This window comes from Klebsiella sp. KP20-425-1 (assembly GCF_025813515.1).
In the GTDB taxonomy this organism is placed as follows: Bacteria; Pseudomonadota; Gammaproteobacteria; order Enterobacterales; family Enterobacteriaceae; genus Klebsiella; species Klebsiella pneumoniae.
In genome coordinates, this window is record NZ_CP109614.1 from 782,525 (window position 1) to 806,869 (window position 24,345).

The 24,345-nt window shown below is 58.1% G+C and carries 22 protein-coding genes; 19 read left to right on the top strand and 3 right to left on the bottom strand.

The features are described 5' to 3' along the window. The first annotated feature begins 208 nt into the window (after positions 1 to 208). The gene (gene speB / locus OHJ17_RS03925; protein WP_002916572.1) at positions 209 to 1,129 is read left to right on the top strand and encodes an agmatinase; all 921 of its coding nucleotides are present in this window, start codon (positions 209 to 211) and stop codon (positions 1,127 to 1,129) included. Between the two features lie 127 nt (positions 1,130 to 1,256). Here the strand turns inward: speB and OHJ17_RS03930 are convergent, their stop codons facing one another. Further along, positions 1,257 to 2,477, bottom strand: coding sequence for an MFS transporter (locus OHJ17_RS03930; protein WP_032433522.1), 1,221 nt, complete (start codon positions 2,475 to 2,477; stop codon positions 1,257 to 1,259). A 427-nt stretch (positions 2,478 to 2,904) separates the two neighbouring features. Here OHJ17_RS03930 and OHJ17_RS03935 point away from each other — a divergent pair, with 427 nt between their 5' ends. The 14 genes from OHJ17_RS03935 (at position 2,905) to OHJ17_RS04000 (ending at position 15,620) form a co-directional block, all read left to right on the top strand. Further along, positions 2,905 to 3,228 (top strand): Rieske (2Fe-2S) protein, encoded by a 324-nt coding sequence (locus tag OHJ17_RS03935; RefSeq protein WP_004151769.1) that lies wholly within the window; start codon positions 2,905 to 2,907, stop codon positions 3,226 to 3,228. Then, a complete protein-coding gene (locus tag OHJ17_RS03940; RefSeq protein ID WP_009308626.1) occupies positions 3,225 to 3,533 on the top strand; it encodes a recombinase-like helix-turn-helix domain-containing protein in 309 nt (102 codons plus the stop codon). The genes OHJ17_RS03935 and OHJ17_RS03940 overlap by 4 nt, the downstream gene beginning before the upstream one ends. 10 nt (positions 3,534 to 3,543) lie before the next feature. Then, positions 3,544 to 4,566 carry an aromatic ring-hydroxylating oxygenase subunit alpha gene (locus OHJ17_RS03945; RefSeq protein ID WP_004151770.1) on the top strand — a complete coding sequence of 341 codons (1,023 nt, stop codon included), beginning with the start codon at positions 3,544 to 3,546 and terminating at the stop codon, positions 4,564 to 4,566. Next, positions 4,566 to 5,315, top strand: a complete 750-nt coding sequence (locus OHJ17_RS03950) for an SDR family oxidoreductase (protein ID WP_004174430.1) — start codon at positions 4,566 to 4,568, stop codon at positions 5,313 to 5,315. Before OHJ17_RS03945 ends, OHJ17_RS03950 begins: the two co-directional genes overlap by 1 nt. Before the next feature lie 13 nt (positions 5,316 to 5,328). Continuing rightward, positions 5,329 to 6,117 carry an IclR family transcriptional regulator gene (locus OHJ17_RS03955; protein WP_009308625.1) on the top strand — a complete coding sequence of 263 codons (789 nt, stop codon included), beginning with the start codon at positions 5,329 to 5,331 and terminating at the stop codon, positions 6,115 to 6,117. 88 nt (positions 6,118 to 6,205) lie between these two features. Then, the gene (locus OHJ17_RS03960; RefSeq protein ID WP_004149799.1) at positions 6,206 to 7,132 is read left to right on the top strand and encodes a VOC family protein; all 927 of its coding nucleotides are present in this window, start codon (positions 6,206 to 6,208) and stop codon (positions 7,130 to 7,132) included. Beyond that, the gene (locus tag OHJ17_RS03965; protein ID WP_004174432.1) at positions 7,129 to 8,325 is read left to right on the top strand and encodes an NAD(P)/FAD-dependent oxidoreductase; all 1,197 of its coding nucleotides are present in this window, start codon (positions 7,129 to 7,131) and stop codon (positions 8,323 to 8,325) included. The genes OHJ17_RS03960 and OHJ17_RS03965 overlap by 4 nt, the downstream gene beginning before the upstream one ends. Positions 8,326 to 8,351: 26 nt before the next feature. Continuing rightward, entirely contained in the window at positions 8,352 to 9,608 is a 1,257-nt protein-coding gene (locus tag OHJ17_RS03970) for an MFS transporter (RefSeq protein ID WP_004149797.1), read from the top strand. A 10-nt stretch (positions 9,609 to 9,618) separates the two neighbouring features. After that, a complete protein-coding gene (locus OHJ17_RS03975) occupies positions 9,619 to 10,149 on the top strand; it encodes a cupin domain-containing protein (RefSeq protein WP_004174433.1) in 531 nt (176 codons plus the stop codon). Positions 10,150 to 10,158: 9 nt separating this feature from the next. Further along, positions 10,159 to 10,929 carry an alpha/beta fold hydrolase gene (locus tag OHJ17_RS03980; RefSeq protein WP_004174434.1) on the top strand — a complete coding sequence of 257 codons (771 nt, stop codon included), beginning with the start codon at positions 10,159 to 10,161 and terminating at the stop codon, positions 10,927 to 10,929. Continuing rightward, complete coding sequence (locus OHJ17_RS03985) at positions 10,913 to 11,707, top strand: SDR family oxidoreductase (protein WP_002916526.1); 795 nt, start codon at positions 10,913 to 10,915, stop codon at positions 11,705 to 11,707. The genes OHJ17_RS03980 and OHJ17_RS03985 overlap by 17 nt, the downstream gene beginning before the upstream one ends. A 9-nt stretch (positions 11,708 to 11,716) precedes the next feature. After that, a complete protein-coding gene (locus tag OHJ17_RS03990) occupies positions 11,717 to 12,481 on the top strand; it encodes an aspartate dehydrogenase (protein WP_004211378.1) in 765 nt (254 codons plus the stop codon). 15 nt (positions 12,482 to 12,496) lie between these two features. Beyond that, positions 12,497 to 13,966, top strand: a complete 1,470-nt coding sequence (locus OHJ17_RS03995; protein ID WP_004151779.1) for an aldehyde dehydrogenase — start codon at positions 12,497 to 12,499, stop codon at positions 13,964 to 13,966. 13 nt (positions 13,967 to 13,979) lie between these two features. Then, the gene (locus OHJ17_RS04000) at positions 13,980 to 15,620 is read left to right on the top strand and encodes a thiamine pyrophosphate-binding protein (protein ID WP_023278740.1); all 1,641 of its coding nucleotides are present in this window, start codon (positions 13,980 to 13,982) and stop codon (positions 15,618 to 15,620) included. Between the two features lie 136 nt (positions 15,621 to 15,756). Here OHJ17_RS04000 and OHJ17_RS04005 read toward each other — a convergent pair whose 3' ends face one another. Next, positions 15,757 to 17,025, bottom strand: a complete 1,269-nt coding sequence (locus tag OHJ17_RS04005) for an OprD family porin (protein WP_032433521.1) — start codon at positions 17,023 to 17,025, stop codon at positions 15,757 to 15,759. Between the two features lie 377 nt (positions 17,026 to 17,402). Next, complete coding sequence (locus tag OHJ17_RS04010; protein ID WP_032433520.1) at positions 17,403 to 18,161, bottom strand: metalloprotease LoiP; 759 nt, start codon at positions 18,159 to 18,161, stop codon at positions 17,403 to 17,405. Positions 18,162 to 18,439: 278 nt separating this feature from the next. Between OHJ17_RS04010 and tkt the strand changes: the two genes are divergently transcribed. From tkt to fbaA, 4 genes are all read left to right on the top strand, one after another. Continuing rightward, positions 18,440 to 20,431, top strand: coding sequence for a transketolase (gene tkt / locus OHJ17_RS04015; RefSeq protein WP_004174438.1), 1,992 nt, complete (start codon positions 18,440 to 18,442; stop codon positions 20,429 to 20,431). Positions 20,432 to 20,814: 383 nt separating this feature from the next. Continuing rightward, positions 20,815 to 21,843: an erythrose-4-phosphate dehydrogenase gene (gene epd, locus OHJ17_RS04020; RefSeq protein WP_002916512.1), complete on the top strand. Its 1,029-nt coding sequence runs from the start codon at positions 20,815 to 20,817 to the stop codon at positions 21,841 to 21,843. A 39-nt stretch (positions 21,844 to 21,882) separates the two neighbouring features. Then, positions 21,883 to 23,046 (top strand): phosphoglycerate kinase, encoded by a 1,164-nt coding sequence (gene pgk / locus OHJ17_RS04025; protein ID WP_002916508.1) that lies wholly within the window; start codon positions 21,883 to 21,885, stop codon positions 23,044 to 23,046. A 97-nt stretch (positions 23,047 to 23,143) separates the two neighbouring features. Further along, positions 23,144 to 24,223, top strand: coding sequence for a class II fructose-bisphosphate aldolase (gene fbaA, locus OHJ17_RS04030; protein ID WP_004144748.1), 1,080 nt, complete (start codon positions 23,144 to 23,146; stop codon positions 24,221 to 24,223). The last annotated feature ends 122 nt before the right edge of the window (positions 24,224 to 24,345 follow it).

Here is a 24,345-nt window from a genome sequence, read left to right on the forward strand (position 1 = left end):
TGACCGGGCCTGCGTATGTCGGCCGGATAAGGCGAAGCCGTCATCCGGCAGCATGCGATACTCACTTGAACCCGTATGCATTACCGGCGATAATTCACGCCAATAAGCGATTTATCTATCAAACCCTTCCTCGTCGGGCCTAACGACGCGGAGGGGTTTTTTTATACTTATTTTTTACGTTCCACGACTGTCAAAAGAGGTCATATCCATGAGCACTTTAGGTCATCAATACGATAACTCCCTGGTATCCAATGCCTTTGGCTTTCTGCGTTTGCCAATGAACTTTATGCCGTATGAAAGCGATGCGGACTGGGTCATCACCGGCGTGCCGTTCGATATGGCGACCTCCGGGCGCGCGGGCGGCCGTCATGGCCCGGCGGCGATCCGTCAGGTTTCCACTAACCTTGCCTGGGAGCACAACCGTTTCCCGTGGAACTTCGATATGCGCGAGCGCCTGAACGTGGTGGACTGCGGGGATCTGGTGTACGCCTTCGGCGACGCGCGCGAAATGAGCGAGAAGCTGCAGGCTCACGCCGAGAAGCTGCTGGCGGCCGGCAAACGTATGCTCTCCTTTGGCGGCGACCACTTCGTTACCCTGCCGCTGCTGCGCGCCCATGCCAAGCACTTTGGTAAAATGGCGCTGGTGCACTTCGATGCTCACACCGATACCTACGCCAACGGCTGCGAGTTCGACCACGGCACCATGTTCTATACCGCGCCGAACGAAGGGCTTATCGATCCGAACCACTCCGTACAGATCGGGATCCGCACCGAGTTCGACAAAGACAATGGCTTTACGGTACTGGACGCCGGCCAGGTTAACGACCGCAGCGTTGATGACGTGATTGCCCAGGTGAAGCAGATCGTCGGCGACATGCCGGTGTACCTGACCTTTGATATCGACTGTCTGGATCCGGCGTTTGCGCCAGGCACCGGTACCCCGGTTATCGGTGGGCTGACCTCCGACCGCGCGATCAAGCTGGTGCGCGGCCTGAAGGACCTGAACATCGTCGGGATGGACGTGGTGGAAGTTGCCCCGGCCTACGATCAGTCCGAAATTACCGCTCTGGCGGCGGCGACCCTGGCGCTGGAGATGCTGTACATCCAGGCGGCGAAAAAGGGCGAATAAATCTGTTCCCGTCATACTTCAAGTTGCATAGGCGTGGGCAATAAATCGGCCCATCCCTGGGCCTCGTCCTTACGGGGCCAGCGCAAGCGCTGTTCAAAACGACTAGCCGTTTTGTCCTGCAACTTATTTAGGGTATAGACGCGTTTACTGCTGCTGCGCGACGCATACGCAGCAGCAGTGCGCCGCCGGCGCACAGCGTGATCAGCTGCGATGCCACCAGAACGGAAAAACCTGAACTGACCGATCCCACCGATTTCATCACCACTCCCATCAGCAGTGGAATAAACGCCGCGCAAATATTGCCAATGCCGTTAATGATCCCATAGGCGCTGCCCACCGCTTCGCGCGGGGCGTGATGCTGAACCACCGCGGGGATCGCTGCCCCCTGTAATCCCCAGAAAACGTTCGCCGCCAGCATAAACAGCGCCAGCATCGCCGGCTGCTGGCTGAGCATCAGCGCCAGCACAGAACCGGCGGTGAGTAGGCCGCCGATAATAAACAGCAGCGGCGCCTGCTCCGGGCGCATTTTGTCGAGGAGCACGCCGCCAAGAAACTTTGAGCCGAGGCTTAACAGAAAGGGGACAGCCGCCAGCAGGCCGGTAGCCTGTAGCGAGAAGTGGTGCTCGTCGCGCAGCCAGGCGGGCAACCAGGCGCTACTCCCCCACAGATAGCTGAGCGTGGCGATTTCTACCAGCAGGATCCAGCCTAGCAGCGGCGTACGCCAGGCGAGGGCGCAAGTCTGCCTGAAACCCGGCTTCGCGCGCTGTGAGGTTACTTGTGGCGCGGGGAGAAACCGCCAGATTAATCCGCCGCCGAGCAGCAGGTTAAGCAGCGCCAGCGCGTAGAAGGAGCCGATCCAGCCAACGTGCGCCATCAGCCAGGTGACCAGCGGGAAGCCTACCGCCAGCCCCAACGATACGCCAAGGGCGGTCAGCGCATTCGGCTTGCCTATTTCATCAGCGGCGAAGTTGTCGTTGATAAAGCGCGTTTTCAGAGAGAACAGCGGCCCCTCCGCCACGCCAAGAACGATGCGCGCGATCAACATTCCCAGCAGTGAGCCGAGTAGCGGGGAAATGGCGCACACCAGCGCCCATATAGCAATGCTGCTTAAGAGTCCCTGACGATAATGCCATCTACTTTCTATAACTGGGGTTAATAATAATGCCGAAAAACCATAACCCAGAAGAAAGCATGTCATTAGCATACCTTGTAACATTCTGTTTTCATTTAACTGAAAATGGGCAGCGAATTCCGGGTTAAGGATCATCACCGAGATATTTACCCGATCGACGTAGGAAATAATTATTAACAAAAGTAATGCTATTAGCCCTTGCCATTTTGCCGCCATTCGTTGTCTCCACGCTTAATTTAATGATTGCCAGTTATTATTTTTTAACGCCAGAAATAGTTACATGAGTAAAATGGTTCACCTATGAAACTCATTGTTTTTAATTGATTAAATAAATAGCTGTTTCATGGGTGAAACACCATGGTTTCCGCTGTTGCCCATTTTTAATGATCGATTTGAAAAGAAGTCAATAGTCGTATGTGAAATTTAAATCGGCATTTTTATTTATAATGGATCACCGCTTTAAATATCATCATTTCATCTGAATGCAGTTTTTCGTGATCAATTGCACACTTAGCTAATTTAAAAGCCATTCATTAACAAATTCGTCACATTAATGCTTGACGAAACATTCACCGCTTTTATATTGACCGTATTAAATAAGAAACAGAGTTTCATATATGAAACAAAAGCCTGGAGGATTGCGATGAGCTGGATAGGCGTATGTGACGCGGAGCAAGTACAGGAAGATTTCCCATATAGCGGCAATATCGACGGTAAGGAAATCGGTATTTATCTGATTGATGGCGAATATTACGCGCTGGAAGACGTTTGCCCTCATGCCTATGCGCTACTGAGCCAGGGCTTTGTCGAAGATGGCAAGGTGGAATGCCCGCTGCATGAGGCGGTATTCGACGTGAAAACCGGCCAGTGCCTGCATGGCCCCGGCGGCCGCAACCTTAATCGTTACCCGGTGCGGGTATACGACAATCAGATCCAGATTACCTTTATCGAGGAGAACGTGGCATGAGCGAATCCCTGGACTTCAACCCGGCGCTACCGGAAAGCCGCCAGTTTACGCCACCGGCGGAAGGCGGAAACGGCAATATCCACAAGCCTGGCGACTATCACAATCTGATTTGGCAAACCCGCAGCCGGGTGCCGGAAAACTGGGAACTGCAGCTTATCGCCACCCTGGAAACGTTGTTCGAGCAGGGCGCGGAAAATCTCGGTGAACTGGTGAGCGGCCTCAATGGCGTCAGGATGCATGACCAACAGGGCGAACCGTGGAGCGAAAGCAGCTTCCAGGCATTTTTACAGGTTAACGGCTACTGAGGACACAGCGATGACGACAACGGTACAAAACTATCTTGATAAAGGACTGCGCGGCCTGTGGTATCCGGTGCTGGCGAGCTGGGAAGTGCAGTCTGCGCCGGTAGGCATTACCCGTCTCGGCGAGCAGATCGTGGTCTGGCGGAATAAAGATGGCCAGGTGCAGGCCCTGGAAGACCGCTGCCCGCATCGCGGCGCACGCCTGTCAATGGGCTGGAACTTAGGCGATCGTATCGCCTGCTGGTATCACGGCGTGGAAGTCGCCGGCAACGGCGAAGTGAAAGACGTTCCGGCGGTGGATCGCTGCCCGCTGGTCGGCCAGCAGTGCGTGCGCAGCTACAGCGTGCACGAAGCGCACGGGGCAATCTTCCTGTGGTTTGGCGTCACCGCCGATCAGCAGCCTGATGAATTGAGCTTCCCTGAGGAACTAGCCGATAGCGAAAAATACAGTAACTTCCTGTGCACCGCGGCGTGGAAATGCAACTACCAGTACGCGCTGGAAAACGTGATGGACCCGATGCATGGCACCTATTTGCACTCATCATCGCACTCGATGGCAGAAGGCGATCGCAAAGCCGATATGGTCCTGCAGCCGACGAAAACCGGCTTTATCTTCGAGAAAAAAGGGCAGAGCGGCGTTAACTTTGACTGGGTTGAACTGGGCAACAGCGGCGCCTACTGGATGCGTCTGTCTATTCCGTACAAAAAGCGTTTCGGGCCGGGCGGCCACTTCTGGATCGTCGGCATGGTGGTTCCGGAAGATAACGATAACTGTCGCGTCTTCTTCTGGCGCATCCGCGGCGTTCAGGGCTGGCAGCGCGATCTGTGGCGCTTTATGTACCGCAACCGTCTGGAAAAGCTGCACTGGGAAGTACTGGAGCAGGATCGCGTGGTGCTGGAAAGCCTGGCGCCGAACGCCCGCGATCATGAATACCTTTATCAACATGACGTCGGTCTGTCCCGCCTGCGCCGCATGATGCAGAAAGCGGCGAAAGAGCAGTTAGCGCTCCGCGAAGCGCAGCAGGGTGCCGCCTGATGAACGGCCTGCTAAACGGTAAACGTATTGTCGTCACCGGTGCGGCGCGCGGTCTCGGGTACCACTTTGCCGAAGCCTGCGCCGCTCAGGGCGCGACGGTGGTGATGTGCGACATCCTGCAGGGAGAGCTGGCGGAAAGCGCTCATCGCCTGCGGCAGAAGGGCTATCAGGTCGAATCTCACGCCATCGATCTTGCCAGTCAAGCATCGATCGAGCAGGTCTTCAGCGCCATCGGCGCGCAGGGGTCTATCGATGGCTTAGTCAATAACGCAGCGATGGCCACCGGCGTCGGCGGAAAAAATATGATCGATTACGATCCGGATCTGTGGGATCGGGTAATGACGGTCAACGTTAAAGGCACCTGGTTGGTGACCCGCGCGGCGGTACCGCTGCTGCGCGAAGGGGCGGCGATCGTCAACGTCGCTTCGGATACCGCGCTGTGGGGCGCGCCGCGGCTGATGGCCTATGTCGCCAGTAAGGGCGCGGTGATTGCGATGACCCGCTCCATGGCCCGCGAGCTGGGTGAAAAGCGGATCCGTATCAACGCCATCGCGCCGGGACTGACCCGCGTTGAGGCCACGGAATACGTTCCCGCCGAGCGTCATCAGCTGTATGAGAACGGCCGCGCGCTCAGCGGCGCGCAGCAGCCGGAAGATGTCACCGGCAGCGTGGTCTGGCTGCTGAGCGATCTTTCGCGCTTTATCACCGGCCAGCTGATCCCGGTCAACGGCGGTTTTGTCTTTAACTAATAAGTGAGGCGGTATGGCGAACGATCAGGAAGTGAAGTATCTGGTGCCCGGTCTTGAGCGCGGTTTACAACTGCTGCTGGCGTTTGGCGAACAGCATCGCGATCTGACCTTTGCCGAGCTGCATCGGCTGGTGGATATGCCGAAAGCGACCGCCTATCGCGTGGTGCAGACGCTGGAATATATGGGCTTTCTTGAGCGCAACGCCCGCACCAATACCTTTTCGCTGGGCATGAACGTACTGCGTCTGGGCTTTGAATATATCGCCTCACTGGATGTCGCTCAGGTGGGTCAGCCGGTCATCGAGCAACTACGCGATATCAGCCAGTGCAGCAGCCATCTGGCGATCCGCGACGGCCGCGACATCATCTACATCGCCCGCGTCAGCGCCGCCGGTTCGCGTATCAACCAGGTCAGCGTCGGAACGCGGCTACCGGTGCACTGCACCTCGCTTGGCCGCATGCTGCTGACCGATGTTTCCCGCAGCGAGTTTGAACAATTGTTCCCGGATGAACGGCTGCCGGGCAATGCGCCGGGCCAGCTGTACGACCGCGAAGCGCTGTGGCAGATGGTGCAGCAGGATAAAGCCCGCGGCTACGTGATTGGCGAATCGTTCTACCGCCACGGCATCTCATCGATTGTCTATCCGGTCTTTAACCGCAGCGGCCGGGTGGCGGCGGTCGTCAGCATTCTGGTGCCGTCGGACGAGATCCCGCAAAGCGATCGCGAACGGTTGCAGAACGACGTCAGTATGGCGGCGGACAAAATTTCCGGCTTCCTCGGATATTTGTCACAGGCAAGTTAAATCAACAACTTAACAGCAGGCGCTTGATTGCGTCGGGCATGTTTTACGCCCAAATTCGGGCGACTGAACGGTAAAGAGGCGACGAATAATGAGTATTACCGGAATTGAAAAGCTGGAATTTGGCGTAGACGACCTGAACCACAGCGCTAAATTCATGCGCGATTTTGGCCTGACCGGCGACGCCAGCGGCCGCGCGTTTACCACCCTCAGCGGCGCGCGGGTCGAACTTAACCCGACCGATGCCGCCAACTTACCGCCAGCCTTTGAGGCGGGCAACACCCTGCGTCGCATGACCTGGGGCGTGGCGGATCGGGCGGCGCTGGATGCGCTGCGCCCGAAGCTGGAACGCCAGCCCGCTTTCCGTGAAATCGACGGCGCGCTGGAGTGCCGCGATCCCAACGGTATGACGCTGCGGGTGCAGGTTAGCCAGCAAACGGCGGTTGAACTGAACGTTGAACCGATCAACCAGTGGGGCGATGTGCGTCGCATCGACACTCCGAGCCCGGTATACGACCGCGCGCAGCCCATTAACGTCGGCCACGTCGTATTCTTTGTTGAAGAGCTGGCGGCGGTGGAAAGTTTCTATCGCGAAGTGCTGGGCTTTCAGGTGTCAGACCGCTATATCAATCGCGCGGTGTTCCTGCGCTGCGGCGTGCGCGGCGGACACCATAACCTCTTCTTATTGCAGTTGCCCAACCGCAAGCGCGGGCTAAACCACGTCGCGTTTACCGTACGGGATATTCATGAAGTGATCGGCGGCGGCATTGCGATGAATAAAAACGCGTGGAGCACGTTTATCGGCCCCGGCCGCCATCCGGTCTCCTCGGCCTACTTCTGGTATGTCAACAGCCCGACCGGCGGCGCTTTTGAGTACTACACCAACGATGACTATCTGACGGAAAACTGGCAGCCGCGCGAGCTGGAGCATTCACTCGTGTCCTTTACCGAATGGGCGGTGGAAGGCGGTATCGATCACGATACCCGTCGCCAGCAGAAAAAACCGGAGGCGGTATGACGGCGCGGATAGTCATTATCGGCGGCGGCCAGGCTGGCGGCTGGGCGGCGAAAACGCTGCGTGATGAAGGGTTTAGCGGCGAGATTTGCGTGGTTGCCGAAGAGCAATGGGATTTTTACGAGCGCCCGCCGCTGTCGAAAGCGGCATTGCTAGAGGCCGAACCGGCGCTGCCGCGGTTATTCAGCGCCGAGGTGCAGCAGGCACTGGATCTGCGCTGGTACCGCCCGCTGCGCGCGAAATCGATCGACCGGCAAAATAAAACCCTGGCGCTGAGCAACGGCGAAACGCTGGCGTACGACCTACTGCTGATCGCCACCGGCGGCCGCGCGCGGCTGCCGTCCGAGGCCTGGGGGCAGCATCCTCAGGTATATACCCTGCGCCACTGGCAGGACGCGCAGCGTCTGAAGCAGCGGTTGGCATCGGCAACGCGGCTGGCGATCGTCGGCGGCGGCTGGATTGGCCTCGAAATCGCCGCCTCGGCGCGCAAAAGCGGCGTAGCCGTGACCCTTTATGAACAGCAGCCGGCGCTGTGCATGCGCTCGGTCAGTATGGAGGTCTCGCAGGCGCTGGATGAGTTGCATCGCGGGCAGGGCGTTGATATTCGCCGCGGCTGCGGCGCGCTGGAGCTGGAAGATGATAACGGCTTGCCGACGCTGCACTGCGACGGCCAGCGGGAAACCTTCGATGCGGTAGTGGTGGGGATCGGCGTCGATCTGAATCTCGAACTGGCGCGCGATGCCGGGCTCACTGTCGATCGCGGGATTGTCGTTAATGCCCAAGGGCGCAGTAACGATCCGGCGATTTTCGCCGCTGGCGATGTCGCCCAGCACCATCAGTACGGTCTGTGCATTCAGTCGTGGGCCTTTGCGCAAAATCAGGCCATCGCGACAGCGAAAGCGATGCTCGATCCACAGGCCAGCGGCTACGACGAGGCGCCGTGGCTGTGGTCAGATCAATACGATCGCAATATCCAGATCCTCGGGATCCCGCAAGCGGGCAGCCGGACCATTGTGCGTGACGAGCCGCAGGGCGCGATCTACTTCTCCCTGAATGCCGATGGACGCTTAACTCAGCTGGTGGCCTTCAATAATGCACGTATCGTGAAGCTGGCGAAGCGCTGGATGGCGGCGGGAAGGGATCTCTCTAACGTCCCGCTCGCTGACCCGACTTTCTCGCTGATGTCATTGCGATAAGAAACGCGAACCCTTAAGGGGGAGAAATGACCACATTAGAGACCAACGCCGCGCCTGCAGAGGCGAGCGGCGAGGGCGTCCGCACGCCTGAAAAAGCAGTTCGTTGGGCCATTCCGCTGTCGCTGCTGGCCTGCGTGCTGCTGGCTTTTTTCGACAAAATCAGTATCGCCGCGCTGTTTTCCGATAGTCACTTCCAGCAGGCGATGGGCATCGATTTCGACACCACCCGGTTGGGCATTCTGATGAGTGCCTTTTTGCTGAGTTACGGCTTCTCGTCAGTGTTATTAAGCGGCCTTGGCGACCGGATTGCGCCGCTGCGTCTGCTGACTGGAATGATGGTGGTGTGGTGCATCCTGATGGTGATCATGGGCTTCACCCACAACTACGCGCTGATGGTGACGCTGCGCATCCTGTTGGGCATTGCTGAAGGGCCGCTGTTTCCGTTGGCGTTCGCCGTGGTGCGCCACACCTTCCCGCAGCGGCTACAGGCCCGCGCCACCATGCTGTGGCTGCTCGGCACGCCGGTTGGCGCGGCGCTGGGTTTCCCGCTGTCAATTTGGCTACTCAATACCTTCGGCTGGCAGAGCACATTTTTCGTGATGGCGATGCTGACGATACCGGTGCTGATTTTTGTACGCATCGGGCTGCGCGGCGTACAACTGGAGGCGAGAGCGAGCAGCGATAAAACCTCGCAGGAAGCGCGCCGCAGCGCGCGTCTCGAGCTCTTTGTGAGTCCGCATTTTTGGATGATCTGCATCTTCAACATCGCCTTTCTCGCCTATCTGTGGGGGATCAACGGCTGGCTGCCGGGCTACCTGATTAAAGGCAAAGGCATTCATCTGGAACACGCCGGCTGGCTGTCGTCGATGCCATTTATCGCCATGTTGCTAGGCGAAATTATCGGCGCCTGGCTGTCCGACCGCGTCGATAGGCGCGCCGCCGCCTGCTTTATTTCCCTGGCAGGCGCGGGTATTGGCCTGGCGGCAGTGATGCATTTCACCACGCCGCTGCCGGTAATCGCGGCGATGAGCTTTAGCACCTTTATGTGGGGCACCGGCGCGCCAAACATTTTCGCGCTGCTGGCTAAAGCGACCCATCCACGGGTCAGCGCCACGGCGGGTGGAATTTTCAACGGGCTGGGAAACTTTGCCGGGGCGCTATCGCCGGCGGTGATGGGCGCGCTTATCGCCTTCACCCATAGCATGGATTCCGGGCTGATTTTTCTGGCGGTGATGGCGGCGGTGGGCTGCGCCCTGTTACTGCCGCTGCTGAGACGTTACTGAGGATAAAACGATGACTGATTCAACCGTAACTGCAAAACAGAGTTTGAAACCTGACCATATGACGATGGAAGAGTGGGTGGAGTCGCGTATCGCGCGCTTTGAAGGCCGTAAATACGACTGGAATGCGCTGAAATTCCAGGCCGATTTCGATCCGAAATATCGCCGCGCGCAGATGCGCTACATCGGCACCGGCGCCACCGGCGTCGCCAGTGATACCAACACCGTTCCGGCCGAGCACTTCACCTTTTCCACCATGGTGTTGCCGTCCAAATGTGAAGGCCCGCTGCACCTGCATGATGACGTAGAAGAGGTGTTCTTCATGCTCAAAGGGCAGATCACTCTGATGATTCAGGACGGCGACAACTATACCGAAACCGTGCTGCGCGAACGCGATCTGATCTCGGTGCCGCCTGGAATCTACCGCGGTTTGTTTAACCACGGCGAAGAAGAGGCGCTGATGTGCGTGATGCTCGGCACCCATAAGCCGCATATTCCGACCTACCCGGAAGATCATCCGCTGGCAAAAGTAAAACGTAACTAAGGGGCGATGATGACGGGGTTTCGTGAACAAGGAAGCGGTATTCCGCTGACGCTGCTGCACGGCATCAGTTCCGGCGCGGCCTCCTGGCATAAACAGATGGCGCTACCCGGCTACCGCGTGCTGGCCTGGGATATGCCCGGTTATGGCGAAAGCCCGATGCTGGCGGCGGCGCCGGCGAATGCCGGCGATTACGCCGACGCGCTGGCGCGAATGCTGGACCGCGCTGGAGTAGAGCAAACCATACTGGTCGGCCATTCGCTGGGCGCGCTGGTGGCGGCCGCCTTCGCCGCGAAATACCCGCAGAGGGTGCTTTACCTGGTGCTCGCCGACGTCGCGCAGGGCTACGGCCAGGCGGAAGCCGCACAGCGGGAAAAAGTCTGGCAGGGGCGTCAACAGCAGATAGCGCTGGGCGGCGAGGCGATGGCCCAGGGGCGAGCGGCAAAACTGCTGCGCCCTGGCGCGCGCGAAGCCGATGTGGCGACGGTGGCGGCGGGGATGCGCAGGCTACGCCGCGACGGTTATCTCGCCGCGGCCTGGATGCTGGCCCATGACGACATTCACCGTTGGCTCGCCGACTATCGCGGTCGTCTCTCCGTGTGGTGTGGCGAGCAGGATGCCATTACCCAACCGGAGTTAGTGCAGGGAGTGGCGCTGCGTTACGGCGCCCCTTACATCGCCATCCCTCAGGCTGGACATGCCAGCTATCTCGATAACGAAATCTTTTTTAATCAACAGCTTTTACGCATAGGGGAAGAGGTGCGCGATGAATGCACAAATTGAAGGACGCGTCGCGGTAGTCACCGGCGGTTCGTCAGGAATCGGCTTTGAAACGCTGCGCCTGCTGCTGGGCGAAGGGGCGAAAGTCGCCTTTTGTGGCCGCAACCCGGATCGGCTGGCTAGCGCCCATGCGGCGTTGCAAAACGAATATCCAGAAGGTGAGGTGTTCTCCTGGCGCTGTGACGTACTGAACGAAGCTGAAGTTGAGGCGTTCGCCGCCGCGGTCGCCGCGCGTTTCGGCGGCGTCGATATGCTGATTAATAACGCCGGCCAGGGCTATGTCGCCCACTTCGCCGATACGCCACGTGAGGCCTGGCTGCACGAAGCCGAACTGAAACTGTTCGGCGTGATTAACCCGGTAAAGGCCTTTCAGTCCCTGCTAGAGGCGTCGGATATCGCCTCGATTACCTGTGTGAACTCGCTGCTGGCGTTACAGCCGGAAGAGCACATGATCGCCACCTCTGCCGCCCGCGCAGCGCTGCTCAATATGACGCTGACTCTGTCGAAAGAGCTGGTGGATAAAGGTATTCGTGTGAATTCCATTCTGCTGGGGATGGTGGAGTCCGGGCAGTGGCAGCGCCGTTTTGAGAGCCGAAGCGATAAGAGCCAGAGTTGGCAGCAGTGGACCGCCGATATCGCCCGTAAGCGGGGGATCCCGATGGCGCGTCTCGGTAAGCCGCAGGAGCCAGCGCAAGCGCTGCTATTCCTCGCTTCGCCGCTGGCCTCCTTTACCACCGGCGCGGCGCTGGACGTTTCCGGCGGTTTCTGTCGCCATCTGTAAGGAAAGATGATGAAAAAGGTCATGTTAATTGGCTATGGCGCGATGGCCCAGGCGGTGATTGAACGCCTGCCGCCGCAGGTGAGGGTGGAGTGGATCGTGGCGCGCGAATCGCATCACGCAGCGATCTGCCTGCAGTTTGGTCAAGCGGTGACGCCGCTTACCGATCCGCTGCAATGCGGTGGGACGCCGGATCTGGTGCTGGAATGCGCCAGTCAGCAGGCGGTCGCGCAATACGGCGAAGCGGTACTGGCGCGCGGCTGGCATCTGGCGGTGATCTCGACCGGTGCGTTGGCGGACAGCGAACTGGAACAGCGTTTACGTCAGGCGGGCGGCAAGTTGACGCTGCTGGCTGGCGCAGTAGCCGGGATTGACGGCCTGGCGGCGGCCAAAGAGGGGGGGCTTGAACGAGTGACCTATCAGTCGCGTAAAAGCCCGGCCAGCTGGCGCGGCAGCTATGCCGAACAGCTTATCGACCTCAGCGCGGTCAATGAAGCGCAAATTTTCTTCGAAGGCAGCGCCCGCGAGGCGGCGCGGCTATTCCCGGCAAATGCCAACGTGGCGGCAACCATCGCGCTGGGCGGTATCGGCCTTGACGCGACCCGAGTACAGCTGATGGTCGATCCGGCGACGCAACGCAACACCCATACGCTACACGCCGAAGGATTGTTCGGCGAGTTTCACCTGGAGCTGAGCGGCCTGCCGCTCGCCAGCAATCCGAAAACATCGACCCTCGCGGCACTGAGCGCGGTACGCGCCTGCCGTGAACTGGCATAACGCAGAGAGGCTGAGATGGACGAATTAGACATTTTTATCGGCGGCCAGTGGCGTCGCGGCGGCGGCAATTTGATGCACAGCCAGTTTCCGGCGGATGGCGCTATTAACGCGGCGCTGCATGCGGCAAGCCTCGATGATTTACAGGAGGCGATCGACTGTGCCGACCGCGCCTGGCGGGAGCCAACGTGGCGGGCGATGCTGCCGCATCAGCGGGCGAAGATCCTGCATAAAGTCGCCGATCTAATTGAAGCACAGCTTGATGAGCTCACCCAAAAGCAGAGCCGCGATAATGGTAAACCGCTGGCGGAAGCGCGAGGGCTGGTGATGAGCGCGGCGGGGACGGCACGCTATTTTGCCGCCGCCTGCGAACTGCTGGAAGGCGAGCTGCCGACGCCGCGGCAGGCAGATCTATTGACCCTGAGCCGCTATGAGCCGCTGGGCGTGGTGGCGGCGATCACCCCGTGGAACTCGCCGATCGCCAGCGAAATGCAGAAGGTGGCCCCGGCGATCGCCGCCGGAAATGCGGTGATCCTCAAACCGGCGGAAGCCACGCCGCTCATGGCGCTGGAACTGGCGAAGATCTTTGAGCAGGCCGGTTTACCCGCCGGACTGCTGAGCGTGCTGCCGGGTAAAGGATCGATTATCGGCGATGCGCTGGCCCGCCATCCTAAGGTGCGCAAAATTTCCTTTACCGGCGGCACCACCACCGGACGTCACCTGGCGCATGTGGCGGCGGAAAAGCTAATTCCGGCGTCGCTGGAGCTGGGCGGCAAATCACCGACCATCGTGCTGGAAGATGCCGATATCGAACAGGCGGCGCGGGGCATCTGCTACGGCATTTTCAGCTCCGGCGGCCAGGCCTGTATTGCCGGCTCGCGGCTGTTTGTTCATGACAAAGTGTATCCGCAATTAATGGCCCGCCTGCTGGAGTTAACCCAAGGGCTGCGGGTTGGCCATCCGTTCAGCGCTGGCACCCACGTCGGGCCGCTGATCAACGATAAACACCGGCAGAGCGTGCTGGAGTACGTCGAGCTGGCGAAACGCGAAGGCGGCAGCGTGCTATGCGGCGGCGAGATCCCGGCGGATCCGGCGCTGGCGGCAGGCAGCTATTTCCTGCCGACCATCATTGAAGGGCTGAACAATCAGGCCCGCGTTTGCCAGGAAGAGATCTTCGGACCGGTTCTGGTGGCGATGCGTTTTCACGATGAAGCGGCGCTGATCCGCGAGGCCAATGATTCGGTCTTCGGACTGGCGGCGGGGATCTGGACGCGTGATACCGGCCGCGCGCTGCGTCTGAGCGAACAACTGGAAGCCGGTACGGTGTGGATCAACACCTACAAAGTTTTCTCCATTTCGACCCCGTTTGGGGGCTTTAAAGAGAGCGGTCTGGGCCGCGAAAAAGGGATCCAGGGGCTGAAAGCCTGGATGCAACAAAAGAGCATTTATCTGGCGACGGGTAATAGCGTCAACCACTGGTGCGACTGAGAAAGGGTGAGCAATGAGCGAAATGATAACCGTCGGCGATGCCATCGCCAGAACGCTGGAGCAGTATCACGTTGAAGCCATTTATGGCGTCATTTCTATCCATAACCTGCCGATCGCCGATGCCGTCGGCCAGCGGGAAAAAATCCGCTTTGTTCCGGCGCGCGGTGAAGCGGGCTCGGTGACCATGGCTGACGCCCACGGCCGTTTTTCAGGGCTCGGCGTGGCGCTGACCAGTACCGGCGCGGGTGCGGGTAATGCGGTCGGCGCGCTGGTTGAGGCGATGAACGCCGGTACGCCGCTGCTGCACCTGACCGGACAGGTCGAAAAAGCCTGGCTGGACGCCGACACCGGTTTCATTCATGAAACCCGCGATCAGTTGACCTTCCTGAAAGCCAGTTCGAAGCGCGCTTACCGCATTAGCAACGCCAACCAGGCGGTGGCTATCCTGCATAAGGCGATTCAGGAGGCGCAGACGCCGCCGTGCGGCCCGGTCTCGGTGGAGATCCCAATCGACATTCAGAGCGCCAAAATTCCGCTTTCACTGCTGACCGCGCCGCTGAAACGCGCTCCGGCGGTTGAGCCGGAAGCGTCGCTGGTCGATGCGCTGTGGGCGCAGCTTAAGCAGGCGAAGCAACCGCTGTTGTGGCTTGGCGGCGGCGCGTTAGAGAGCGGCGAGGCGGTGAAGACGCTGGCGGATGCCGGGGTGACGGTGATTTCCAGTACCCACGGCCGCGGCATTCTGGCGGACAGCCATCGCGCCAGCCTGCGCGCGTTTCATAATTCTCCCTCGGTTGAAGCGCTGATTTCACAATGTGATTTCACACTTGTTGCCGGTTCCCGGCTGCGCAGCAACGAAACGCGTTCCTGGACGCTGGAACTGCCCACACCGCGGGTGCAGATTGATATCGACCCGGCGGCGGCCAGCCGTAACTACCTGATGGACAACACGCTGGTGGCGGACTGCCGCGCTTTATTAGCGGCGCTGGCAGAGCGGGTGCAGGGCCGGATGTGGGGCGATGCGCGTTGGGATAGCCAGCTTAAAGCGGCGGTAGAGGCGGCGGAGCAGGGGCTGCGCGACCAGTGCGGCGCTTACGCTAAATTGAATGACGCGATTGCGCAGGCGCTGCCCGATGACGGCATCCTGGTGCGCGATATTACCGTTTCCGGCAGCCTGTGGGGCAGCCGTCTGTTCCGCGCTCACGGCCCGCTGATGAATATCCATTCTCTGGCCGGAGCCATCGGTATGGGGCTACCGATGGCGGTGGGCACCGCGATTGCCAATCCGCAACGTAAAGTGGTCGGCCTGGTGGGCGACGGCGGCCTGAGCCTCAACCTTGGCGAACTGGCGACCCTGGCGCAGGAGAAGGCCAACGTGACGCTGTTGATTATGAATGACGGCGGCTACGGCGTAATGCGCGGTATTCAGGATAAGTATTTTGGCGGCCGTCAGTATTACAACGAGCTGCACACGCCAGACTTTACCCTGTTGGCGCAGGCGATGGGTCTGCAGGCGTGGAGCGTGGATCGGGCTGAGGATTTCCAGGCGGTGATGACCGAAGCGCTGGCGATGCCGGGGCCATCGGTGGTGGAAGTGAAGATGGGCCAGATTGGCGCGCTGCGCTTTGCCGGCCCGCCGCAGAAAACGCTGTATTAATGATAACCCAGTGACCCCAACCCTCTCCCTTCCGGGGAGAGGGTACCGCACGGCACAGGGGGTTAATCAAGGCGCCGGACGGTTGCTCCCGCGCGCCGGGAGAGGGCCGGCTCACAGGAGAGGGTTCATTACACGGTTAAAACACGTTAAACGGATATTCGACGTAGAACCGCACTTCATTACCGCTGACGTTATAGTCGCTGGCGTTGCTGGAAACGCGCAGCACCGAATAGCGGAGTCTCAATTTCAAATCTTTCGCCATGCCGTTTTGCACCTGGTACTGCACCTGGTTGAACCATTCGTGTTCTTTACCGTTGCTGGTCTCGGCGGTTTTAATGTTATCGCCGCGAACGTAGGCGGTGGTCCAGCTCAGGCCCGGTACGCCCAGTCCGGCAAAATCCAGGCCATAGGAGGCCTGCCAGGAACGCTCATCCTCGCCGTTAAAATCGGACCAGTAGGAGTTAGCCAGCCAGATGGTGTTGCCGCCATCGCCAACGCCGCCCTGATTCTGATACCCGCCGTAGTGGTAGCCGGTGCTGCCGCTGCTTTGCTGGTAAGCGACCTTAAACGTGTGAATATCCCAGATATAGCTGGCGGCCAGGCTCCAGATGCTGTTGCTGCGCCCGGTGTCATTGGCGTCGGCATATTCTTGATCTAAGCGCGAGTTATAGCCATTGAAGTCAACAATCAGCTGCTGGTCGGCGGCGAACGGCTGCTTGTAGTTCAGGCCGAGATACTGCTTATTCAGCACGTCCTCGACGTGAGAAGCGTAAAGCGCGCCGCTGAGCTGGTCGTTGAATTGATAGCTGGCGCCGCCAAAGGTCAGGCTTTTCAGGCCGCTATTGTGGCTGTCGTCGCTTTTGCGCTGCTGATCGGTAAGATAACCGGCGTTAATTTCCAGACCGTCGATTTCTTTTGAGGTCAGCATGGTACCGGTATAGCTCTCGTACAGCAGCCGCGAGTCATCGGCGTAGACGATTGGCAGCATCGGGCGCTGGCTGCCGTAGCTGAGTACGGTATTCGAGAAGCGCATTTTAGCGGTAGCGCCAAATTTTGCTAAATCGGACTTCGCGCGGCCATCATCATCCTGGGCGAAAAAGTCGATACCGCCCGCGCCGCTGCGGCCGCGGCCGCCGTCGAGGCGCACGGCGTACTGCGCAATGCCGTCAACGCCGAAGCCGACCGGCCCTTGAGTAAAGCCGGACTCGAAGGTAGCGATGATACCCTGACCCCATTCGGCTTTATCCGGCAAACCATCGCGATAATCGCGTTTGATATAAGCGTTACGTAAAAAGAGATCGAGGTGGCTGTCTTCAATAAAGCCCTGACTGGTAGATTGTTGGCTGGCGAAAGCCGGCGCGGCGGCAATAATGCCAAGCGCGAGTAATGGTAATTCTTTTTTCACTGAGGGCACTTCTCTGTCTGTCGATATATTCAAGGGAATCACTGCCAGTCAGATATTCTCCTGAAATAATGTCGAAAGCAATCATTGTGTGAGCAGTTATTGCAGCCGGAAACAGGTTGTATGGTGCATGAGCCGTGCGCCAGGCAGTAAGGGGTGGACTATTTATTATTCGGGTAAAGACGATTCTGGAAGCCAGATAGTGTGCGGCCTTTTTAATTTACCAAATAATATATTTCTGAATCGCCGGGCATAAAATAATTGGCTGTGATGCGCTGTGATAATAATTAACGGTTTGTGCGCTTAAATTATCAATTAATGCGGCTAAATATTTTTACGGATATATAAAAAAGGGAGGCAATAATGCCTCCCGCTGATGATTATTTAATCCCGTCGGCCTTCATGCGATCGCGAATATGCTGGGCGCGCGCTTCTGAGGCCGGGTGATCGTCAAACATCGAACTCTGACGACCGGCTTCCAGCTTGGCCAGTTTCTCGAAGCTGGTGGCCAGTCCCGACGGATTGATACCGCGCTTACGCAGCAGGTCGTAAGAGTAATCATCCGCTTCCGATTCCTGACGCTGGGAGAACTGCGAGTTCACCAGTTTTTCGCCCAGATCGCCCAACTGAGACTGCGACAGGCTACCGACGATACCGCCCGCGGAGGCCGCCGCCGCACGCACGGCGTTGGTACCCAGGGCGACCTGCATGCCTTTCTTCACGTGGCCCAGCGCGACGTGGCCCATTTCGTGGCCGATCACCGCCTCGACTTCATTATCGTTCATCAGATCCATCAGCCCGCTGTAGACGCGGATGCAGCCGTTGGCCATGGCGAAGGCGTTGACATCCTTGGTCTCATAGACCTTGTAGTTCACGGGCTGACCATTGATGTTATCGCCCAGCGCAGCCGCGATTTTGTTCAGCCGCTGGCTGTATTCACTGTTGGCCGGGGCGATTTTCGCTTTGGCGTCCATCTCTTTACAGGCCTGGTCGCTTAAGGTTTTCACCTGCGCGTCGCTGAGAGAGTATGCCTGGAAGGCTTCGGCGCCTGAGCTGAGCAGAGCGTTGGAGTCCATGTTCTGACATCCGGTGAGGGTTGCTGCGATCCCAAGAGCAAGTACGGTTGAGCGAATTTTCATTTTTATCTTCCACAATCTTATGGTTGTTTATCCGAAAATACGGCGACGGCAGGGAACCGTATTCTGCGTAAATTATAAAGAGTATCGCAGGATGCGGGCGAGCGGATTCCGGCGTAGCACAACCTGTTCCAGAGATTTCTTAAAGGGCAAAAGGATGCTCCATGTACATGACTTGTCGCTTGGGTTACATTGTTCACACTTTTTTCCGGCGTAGCCCAAAACGCGCTCTCGTCAAGTCGTTAAGGGCATGGCCTTCAACAGTCCGAACTGGAGTCAAAATGTCCTCACGTAAAGAGCTTGCTAACGCTATTCGTGCGCTGAGCATGGACGCTGTACAGAAAGCCAAATCCGGCCACCCGGGGGCCCCGATGGGTATGGCTGACATTGCCGAAGTGCTGTGGCGTGATTTCCTGAACCATAACCCGAACAATCCGGCCTGGGCTGACCGTGACCGTTTTGTGTTGTCAAATGGCCATGGTTCGATGCTGATTTACAGCCTGCTGCACCTCACTGGCTACGATCTGCCGATTGAAGAGCTGAAAAACTTCCGCCAGCTGCACTCCAAAACTCCGGGTCACCCGGAAGTCGGTTACACCGCAGGCGTGGAAACCACCACCGGTCCGCTGGGCCAGGGTATCGCTAACGCGGTCGGGATGGCTATCGCCGAGAAAACCCTGGCGGCGCAGTTCAACCGTCCGGGACACGATATCGTCGACCACTACACCTACGCCTTCATGGGCGACGGCTGTATGATGGAAGGCATTTCTCACGAAGTGTGCTCCCTGGCCGGTACCCTGAAACTGGGTAAACTGGTGGCGTTCTATGATGACAACGGCATCTCCATCGACGGCCACGTTGAAGGCTGGTTCACCGACGACACCGCGAAACGCTTTGAAGCCTACGGCTGGCACGTGGTGCGCGGCGTGGACGGTCACGACGCTGACGCCATCAAACGCGCGGTAGAAGAAGCACGGGCGGTCACCGACAAACCGTCCCTGCTGATGTGCAAAACCATCATCGGTTTCGGTTCGCCGAACAAAGCCGGTACCCACGACTCCCACGGCGCGCCGCTGGGCGACGCCGAAATCGCCCTGACCCGCGAAGCGCTGGGCTGGAAACACGCGCCGTTTGACATCCCGTCTGACATCTATGCCCAGTGGGATGCCAAAGAAGCCGGCCAGGCGAAAGAAGCGGCGTGGAATGAGAAGTTCGCTGCCTACGCCAAAGCCTTCCCGCAGGAAGCAGCCGAATTCACCCGCCGTATGAAAGGCGAGATGCCGTCTGACTTCGACGCGAAAGCTAACGAGTTCATCGCGAAGCTGCAGGCCAACCCGGCGAAAATCGCCAGCCGTAAAGCCTCGCAGAACGCCATCGAAGCCTTCGGCCCGCTGCTGCCGGAATTCCTCGGCGGCTCCGCAGATCTCGCGCCGTCCAACCTGACCCTGTGGTCCGGCTCTAAGCCGATCAACGAAGACGCTGCCGGGAACTACATCCACTACGGCGTGCGCGAGTTCGGTATGACCGCTATCGCCAACGGTATCGCGCTGCACGGCGGCTTCCTGCCGTACACCTCCACCTTCCTGATGTTCGTGGAATACGCGCGTAACGCGGTACGTATGGCCGCGCTGATGAAACAGCGTCAGGTGATGGTCTACACCCACGACTCCATCGGTCTGGGCGAAGACGGCCCGACTCACCAGCCGGTAGAGCAGGTGGCTTCCCTGCGCGTGACCCCGAACATGTCCACCTGGCGTCCGTGTGACCAGGTTGAATCCGCGATTGCGTGGAAATATGGCGTGGAGCGTCAGGACGGCCCGACCGCGCTGATCCTCTCCCGTCAGAACCTGGCGCAGCAGGAGCGTACCGCAGAGCAGCTGGCGAACGTGGCCCGCGGCGGTTATGTGCTGAAAGATTGCGCCGGCCAGCCGGAGCTGATCTTCATCGCCACCGGTTCAGAAGTGGAACTGGCGGTTGCCGCATGGGACAAACTGACTGCCGAAGGCGTGAAGGCGCGCGTGGTTTCCATGCCGTCCACCGACGCGTTCGACAAGCAGGATGCGGCTTATCGCGAATCCGTACTGCCGAAAGCCGTGACCGCGCGCGTTGCCGTGGAAGCGGGTATCGCTGACTACTGGTTCAAATACGTTGGCCTGAACGGCGCTATCGTTGGCATGACCACCTTCGGTGAGTCTGCGCCGGCTGAGCAGCTGTTCGAGGAGTTCGGCTTCACCGTTGATAACGTGGTCGCTAAAGCGAAAGCGCTGCTGTAATCGCTGGTACGGTGCGGGCTGATGCCCTCACCCCAACCCTCTCCCACAGGAGAGGGTGCAAACACCAAAACGGTAACCCCTGGGTTACCGTTTTGCTTTTATCTCGCCACCCGGCTTTTTGTATCTGCTATTCCTGAACCATGTAATACGGTTGTAAATTATTCCAGAGAAAATGTGATGTGAGTCATATAGCTGGTTTATTGCGCTGGACAAACATTCCTTTTATTCCTCATTTCGCTTATTCTAGCTGAAGCGTTTCAGTCGTTTAAATGTTCGACAATTAATCAATCAGTCGCAGTTTGCAGCTGGTAAGGTTCCCCTCAGAGCGTTGCTGGATTACTCTGTCAGCCACCTCATAACAGGGACAGCCTTGCAGGAGATCTATGACCATTCGCATCGCGATTAATGGCTTCGGTCGCATTGGACGCAACGTGGTTCGTGCTCTATATGAATCCGGGCGTCGTGCGGAAATCACCGTGGTGGCAATCAATGAGCTGGCGGATGCCGCGGGCATCGCGCATTTATTGAAATATGACACCAGCCATGGCCGTTTCGCCTGGGATGTCCGTCAGGAGCGCGAGCAGCTGTTTGTTGGCGACGATGCCATCCGTCTGCTGCATGAGCCGACCATTGCGGCGCTGCCCTGGCGCGAACTGGCGGTGGACGTCGTGCTTGACTGTACCGGGGTATACGGGAGTCGTGAACACGGTGAAGCCCATCTTCAGGCGGGGGCGAAAAAAGTGCTCTTTTCCCACCCCGGCGGCAACGACCTCGACGCGACGGTGGTGTACGGCGTAAATCAGGATGAACTTCGCGCCGGGCATCGCATTGTCTCCAACGCCTCCTGCACCACCAACTGCATTATTCCGATCATTAAACTGCTCGATGACGCCTATGGCATTGAGTCCGGCACCGTCACCACCATTCACTCGGCGATGCATGACCAGCAGGTGATTGACGCTTATCATCCGGATCTGCGGCGTACCCGCGCGGCCAGCCAGTCGATCATTCCGGTGGATACCAAACTGGCGGCAGGGATCACCCGTATTTTTCCGCAATTTAACGACCGTTTTGAAGCGATTGCCGTGCGGGTGCCGACGATTAACGTGACGGCAATTGACCTGAGCGTGACGGTGAAAAAACCGGTAAAAGCATGTGAAGTCAACCAGTTGCTGCAAAAAGCAGCACAAGGTGCATTTCATGGTATAGTTGACTATACGGAATTACCGTTGGTCTCGACAGATTTTAACCACGATCCGCACAGCGCCATCGTCGATGGTACGCAAACCCGGGTCAGTGGCGCGCATCTGATCAAAACGCTGGTCTGGTGCGATAACGAATGGGGCTTTGCTAACCGAATGCTCGACACGACGTTAGCGATGGCGGCTATTGGTTTCAGGTTCGACGCGTAAACGTCGACAAAACTTTATGAATCAACGAGAGGATTCACCATGTCTGTAATTAAGATGACCGATCTGGATCTGGCTGGTAAACGCGTTTTTATCCGTGCGGATCTGAACGTACCAGTTAAAGACGGGAAAGTAACCAGCGACGCACGTATCCGTGCATCTCTGCCGACCATTGAACTGGCGCTGAAGCAGGGCGCGAAAGTCATGGTTACTTCTCACCTGGGTCGTCCGACCGAAGGCGAGTACAACGAAGAATTCTCTCTGCTGCCGGTTGTTAATTACCTGAAAGACAAACTGTCCAACCCGGTACGCCTGGTTAAAGACTACCTGGACGGCGTGGAAGTGGCTGCCGGTGAACTGGTGGTGCTGGAAAACGTTCGCTTCAACAAAGGCGAGAAAAAAGACGACGAAGAACTGTCTAAGAAATACGCTGCGCTGTGCGACGTGTTCGTGATGGACGCTTTCGGTACTGCGCACCGCGCGCAGGCTTCCACCCACGGCATCGGCAAATTTGCTGACGTGGCGTGCGCAGGCCCGCTGCTGGCCGCTGAACTGGACGCGCTGGGTAAAGCGCTGAAAGAGCCAGCTCGTCCGATGGTCGCTATCGTTGGTGGTTCTAAAGTGTCCACCAAACTGACCGTTCTGGATTCCCTGTCTAAAATCGCTGACCAGCTGATCGTGGGCGGCGGTATCGCTAACACCTTCGTTGCTGCTCAGGGCCACAACGTCGGTAAATCCCTGTACGAAGCAGATCTGGTTGATGAAGCCAAGCGCCTGCTGGGCACCTGCGATATCCCGGTTCCGACCGACGTTCGCGTAGCGACCGAGTTCTCCGAAACCGCAACGGCAACCCTGAAATCTGTTAACGACATCAAAGATGACGAGCAGATTCTGGACCTTGGCGACGTTTCCGCACAGAAACTGGCTGAAATCCTGAAGAACGCCAAAACCATCCTGTGGAACGGCCCGGTTGGCGTATTCGAATTCCCTAACTTCCGTAAAGGGACTGAAATCGTGGCTAACGCTATCGCGGACAGCGAAGGTTTCTCCATCGCCGGCGGCGGTGACACCCTGGCAGCGATCGACCTGTTCGGCATCGCTGACAAAATTTCCTACATCTCCACTGGCGGCGGCGCATTCCTTGAATTCGTCGAAGGCAAAGTCCTGCCGGCAGTAGCGATGCTCGAAGAGCGCGCTAAGCAGTAATTCAGTTCAGGCGGGGAAACCCGCCTGTTTTTCAGCGCGCTTAAGGGCTCGCGAACCTTCTTCAACGGTCGAAGATACAGATACAGGACTAAGTAACATGTCTAAAATTTTTGATTTCGTAAAACCGGGCGTCATCACTGGCGACGACGTTCAGAAAGTGTTCCAGGTAGCGAAAGAAAACAACTTTGCACTGCCGGCGGTAAACTGCGTAGGTACTGATTCCATCAACGCCGTTCTGGAAGCTGCAGCGAAAGTTCGCTCTCCGGTTATCGTTCAGTTCTCTAACGGCGGCGCAGCGTTCATCGCAGGTAAAGGCGTGAAAACTGACGTTCCTCAGGGCGCTGCTATCCTCGGCGCTATCTCTGGCGCCCACCACGTGCACCAGATGGCTGAACACTACGGCGTGCCGGTTATCCTGCACACTGACCACTGCGCGAAGAAACTGCTGCCGTGGATCGACGGCCTGCTGGACGCCGGTGAAAAACACTTCGCCGCTACTGGCAAACCGCTGTTCTCTTCCCACATGATCGACCTGTCTGAAGAGTCCCTGCACGAAAACATCGAGATCTGCTCTAAGTACCTGGCTCGCATGGCCAAAATGGGCATGACCCTGGAAATCGAACTGGGCTGCACCGGCGGTGAAGAAGACGGCGTGGATAACAGCCACATGGACGCTTCCGCCCTGTACACCCAGCCGGAAGACGTGGATTACGCCTACACCGAGCTGAGCAAAATCAGCCCGCGCTTCACCATCGCCGCTTCCTTCGGTAACGTACACGGCGTGTACAAACCAGGTAACGTAGTTCTGACCCCGACCATCCTGCGCGACTCTCAGGAATATGTTTCCAAGAAACACAACCTGCCGCACAACAGCCTGAACTTCGTGTTCCACGGCGGTTCCGGTTCTTCCGCTCAGGAAATCAAAGACTCCGTCAGCTACGGCGTGGTGAAAATGAACATTGATACCGACACCCAATGGGCAACCTGGGACGGTATCCTGCAGTATTACAAAGCGAACGAAGCTTACCTGCAGGGCCAGCTGGGCAACCCGAAAGGCGAAGACCAGCCGAACAAGAAATACTACGACCCGCGCGTATGGCTGCGTGCTGCCCAGACTTCCATGGTGACTCGTCTGGAGCAGGCATTTAAAGAGCTGAACGCGATCGACGTTCTGTAAGAAAAATCTGTTTCTTACCCGGAAGCCCGCAGCAATGCGGGCTTTTTTATTATCTTAACAACAGGATAGCGCGGCAGAAAACTGTGATCCATTTGGCAAAACGTGCACTTATTGTTTACCCT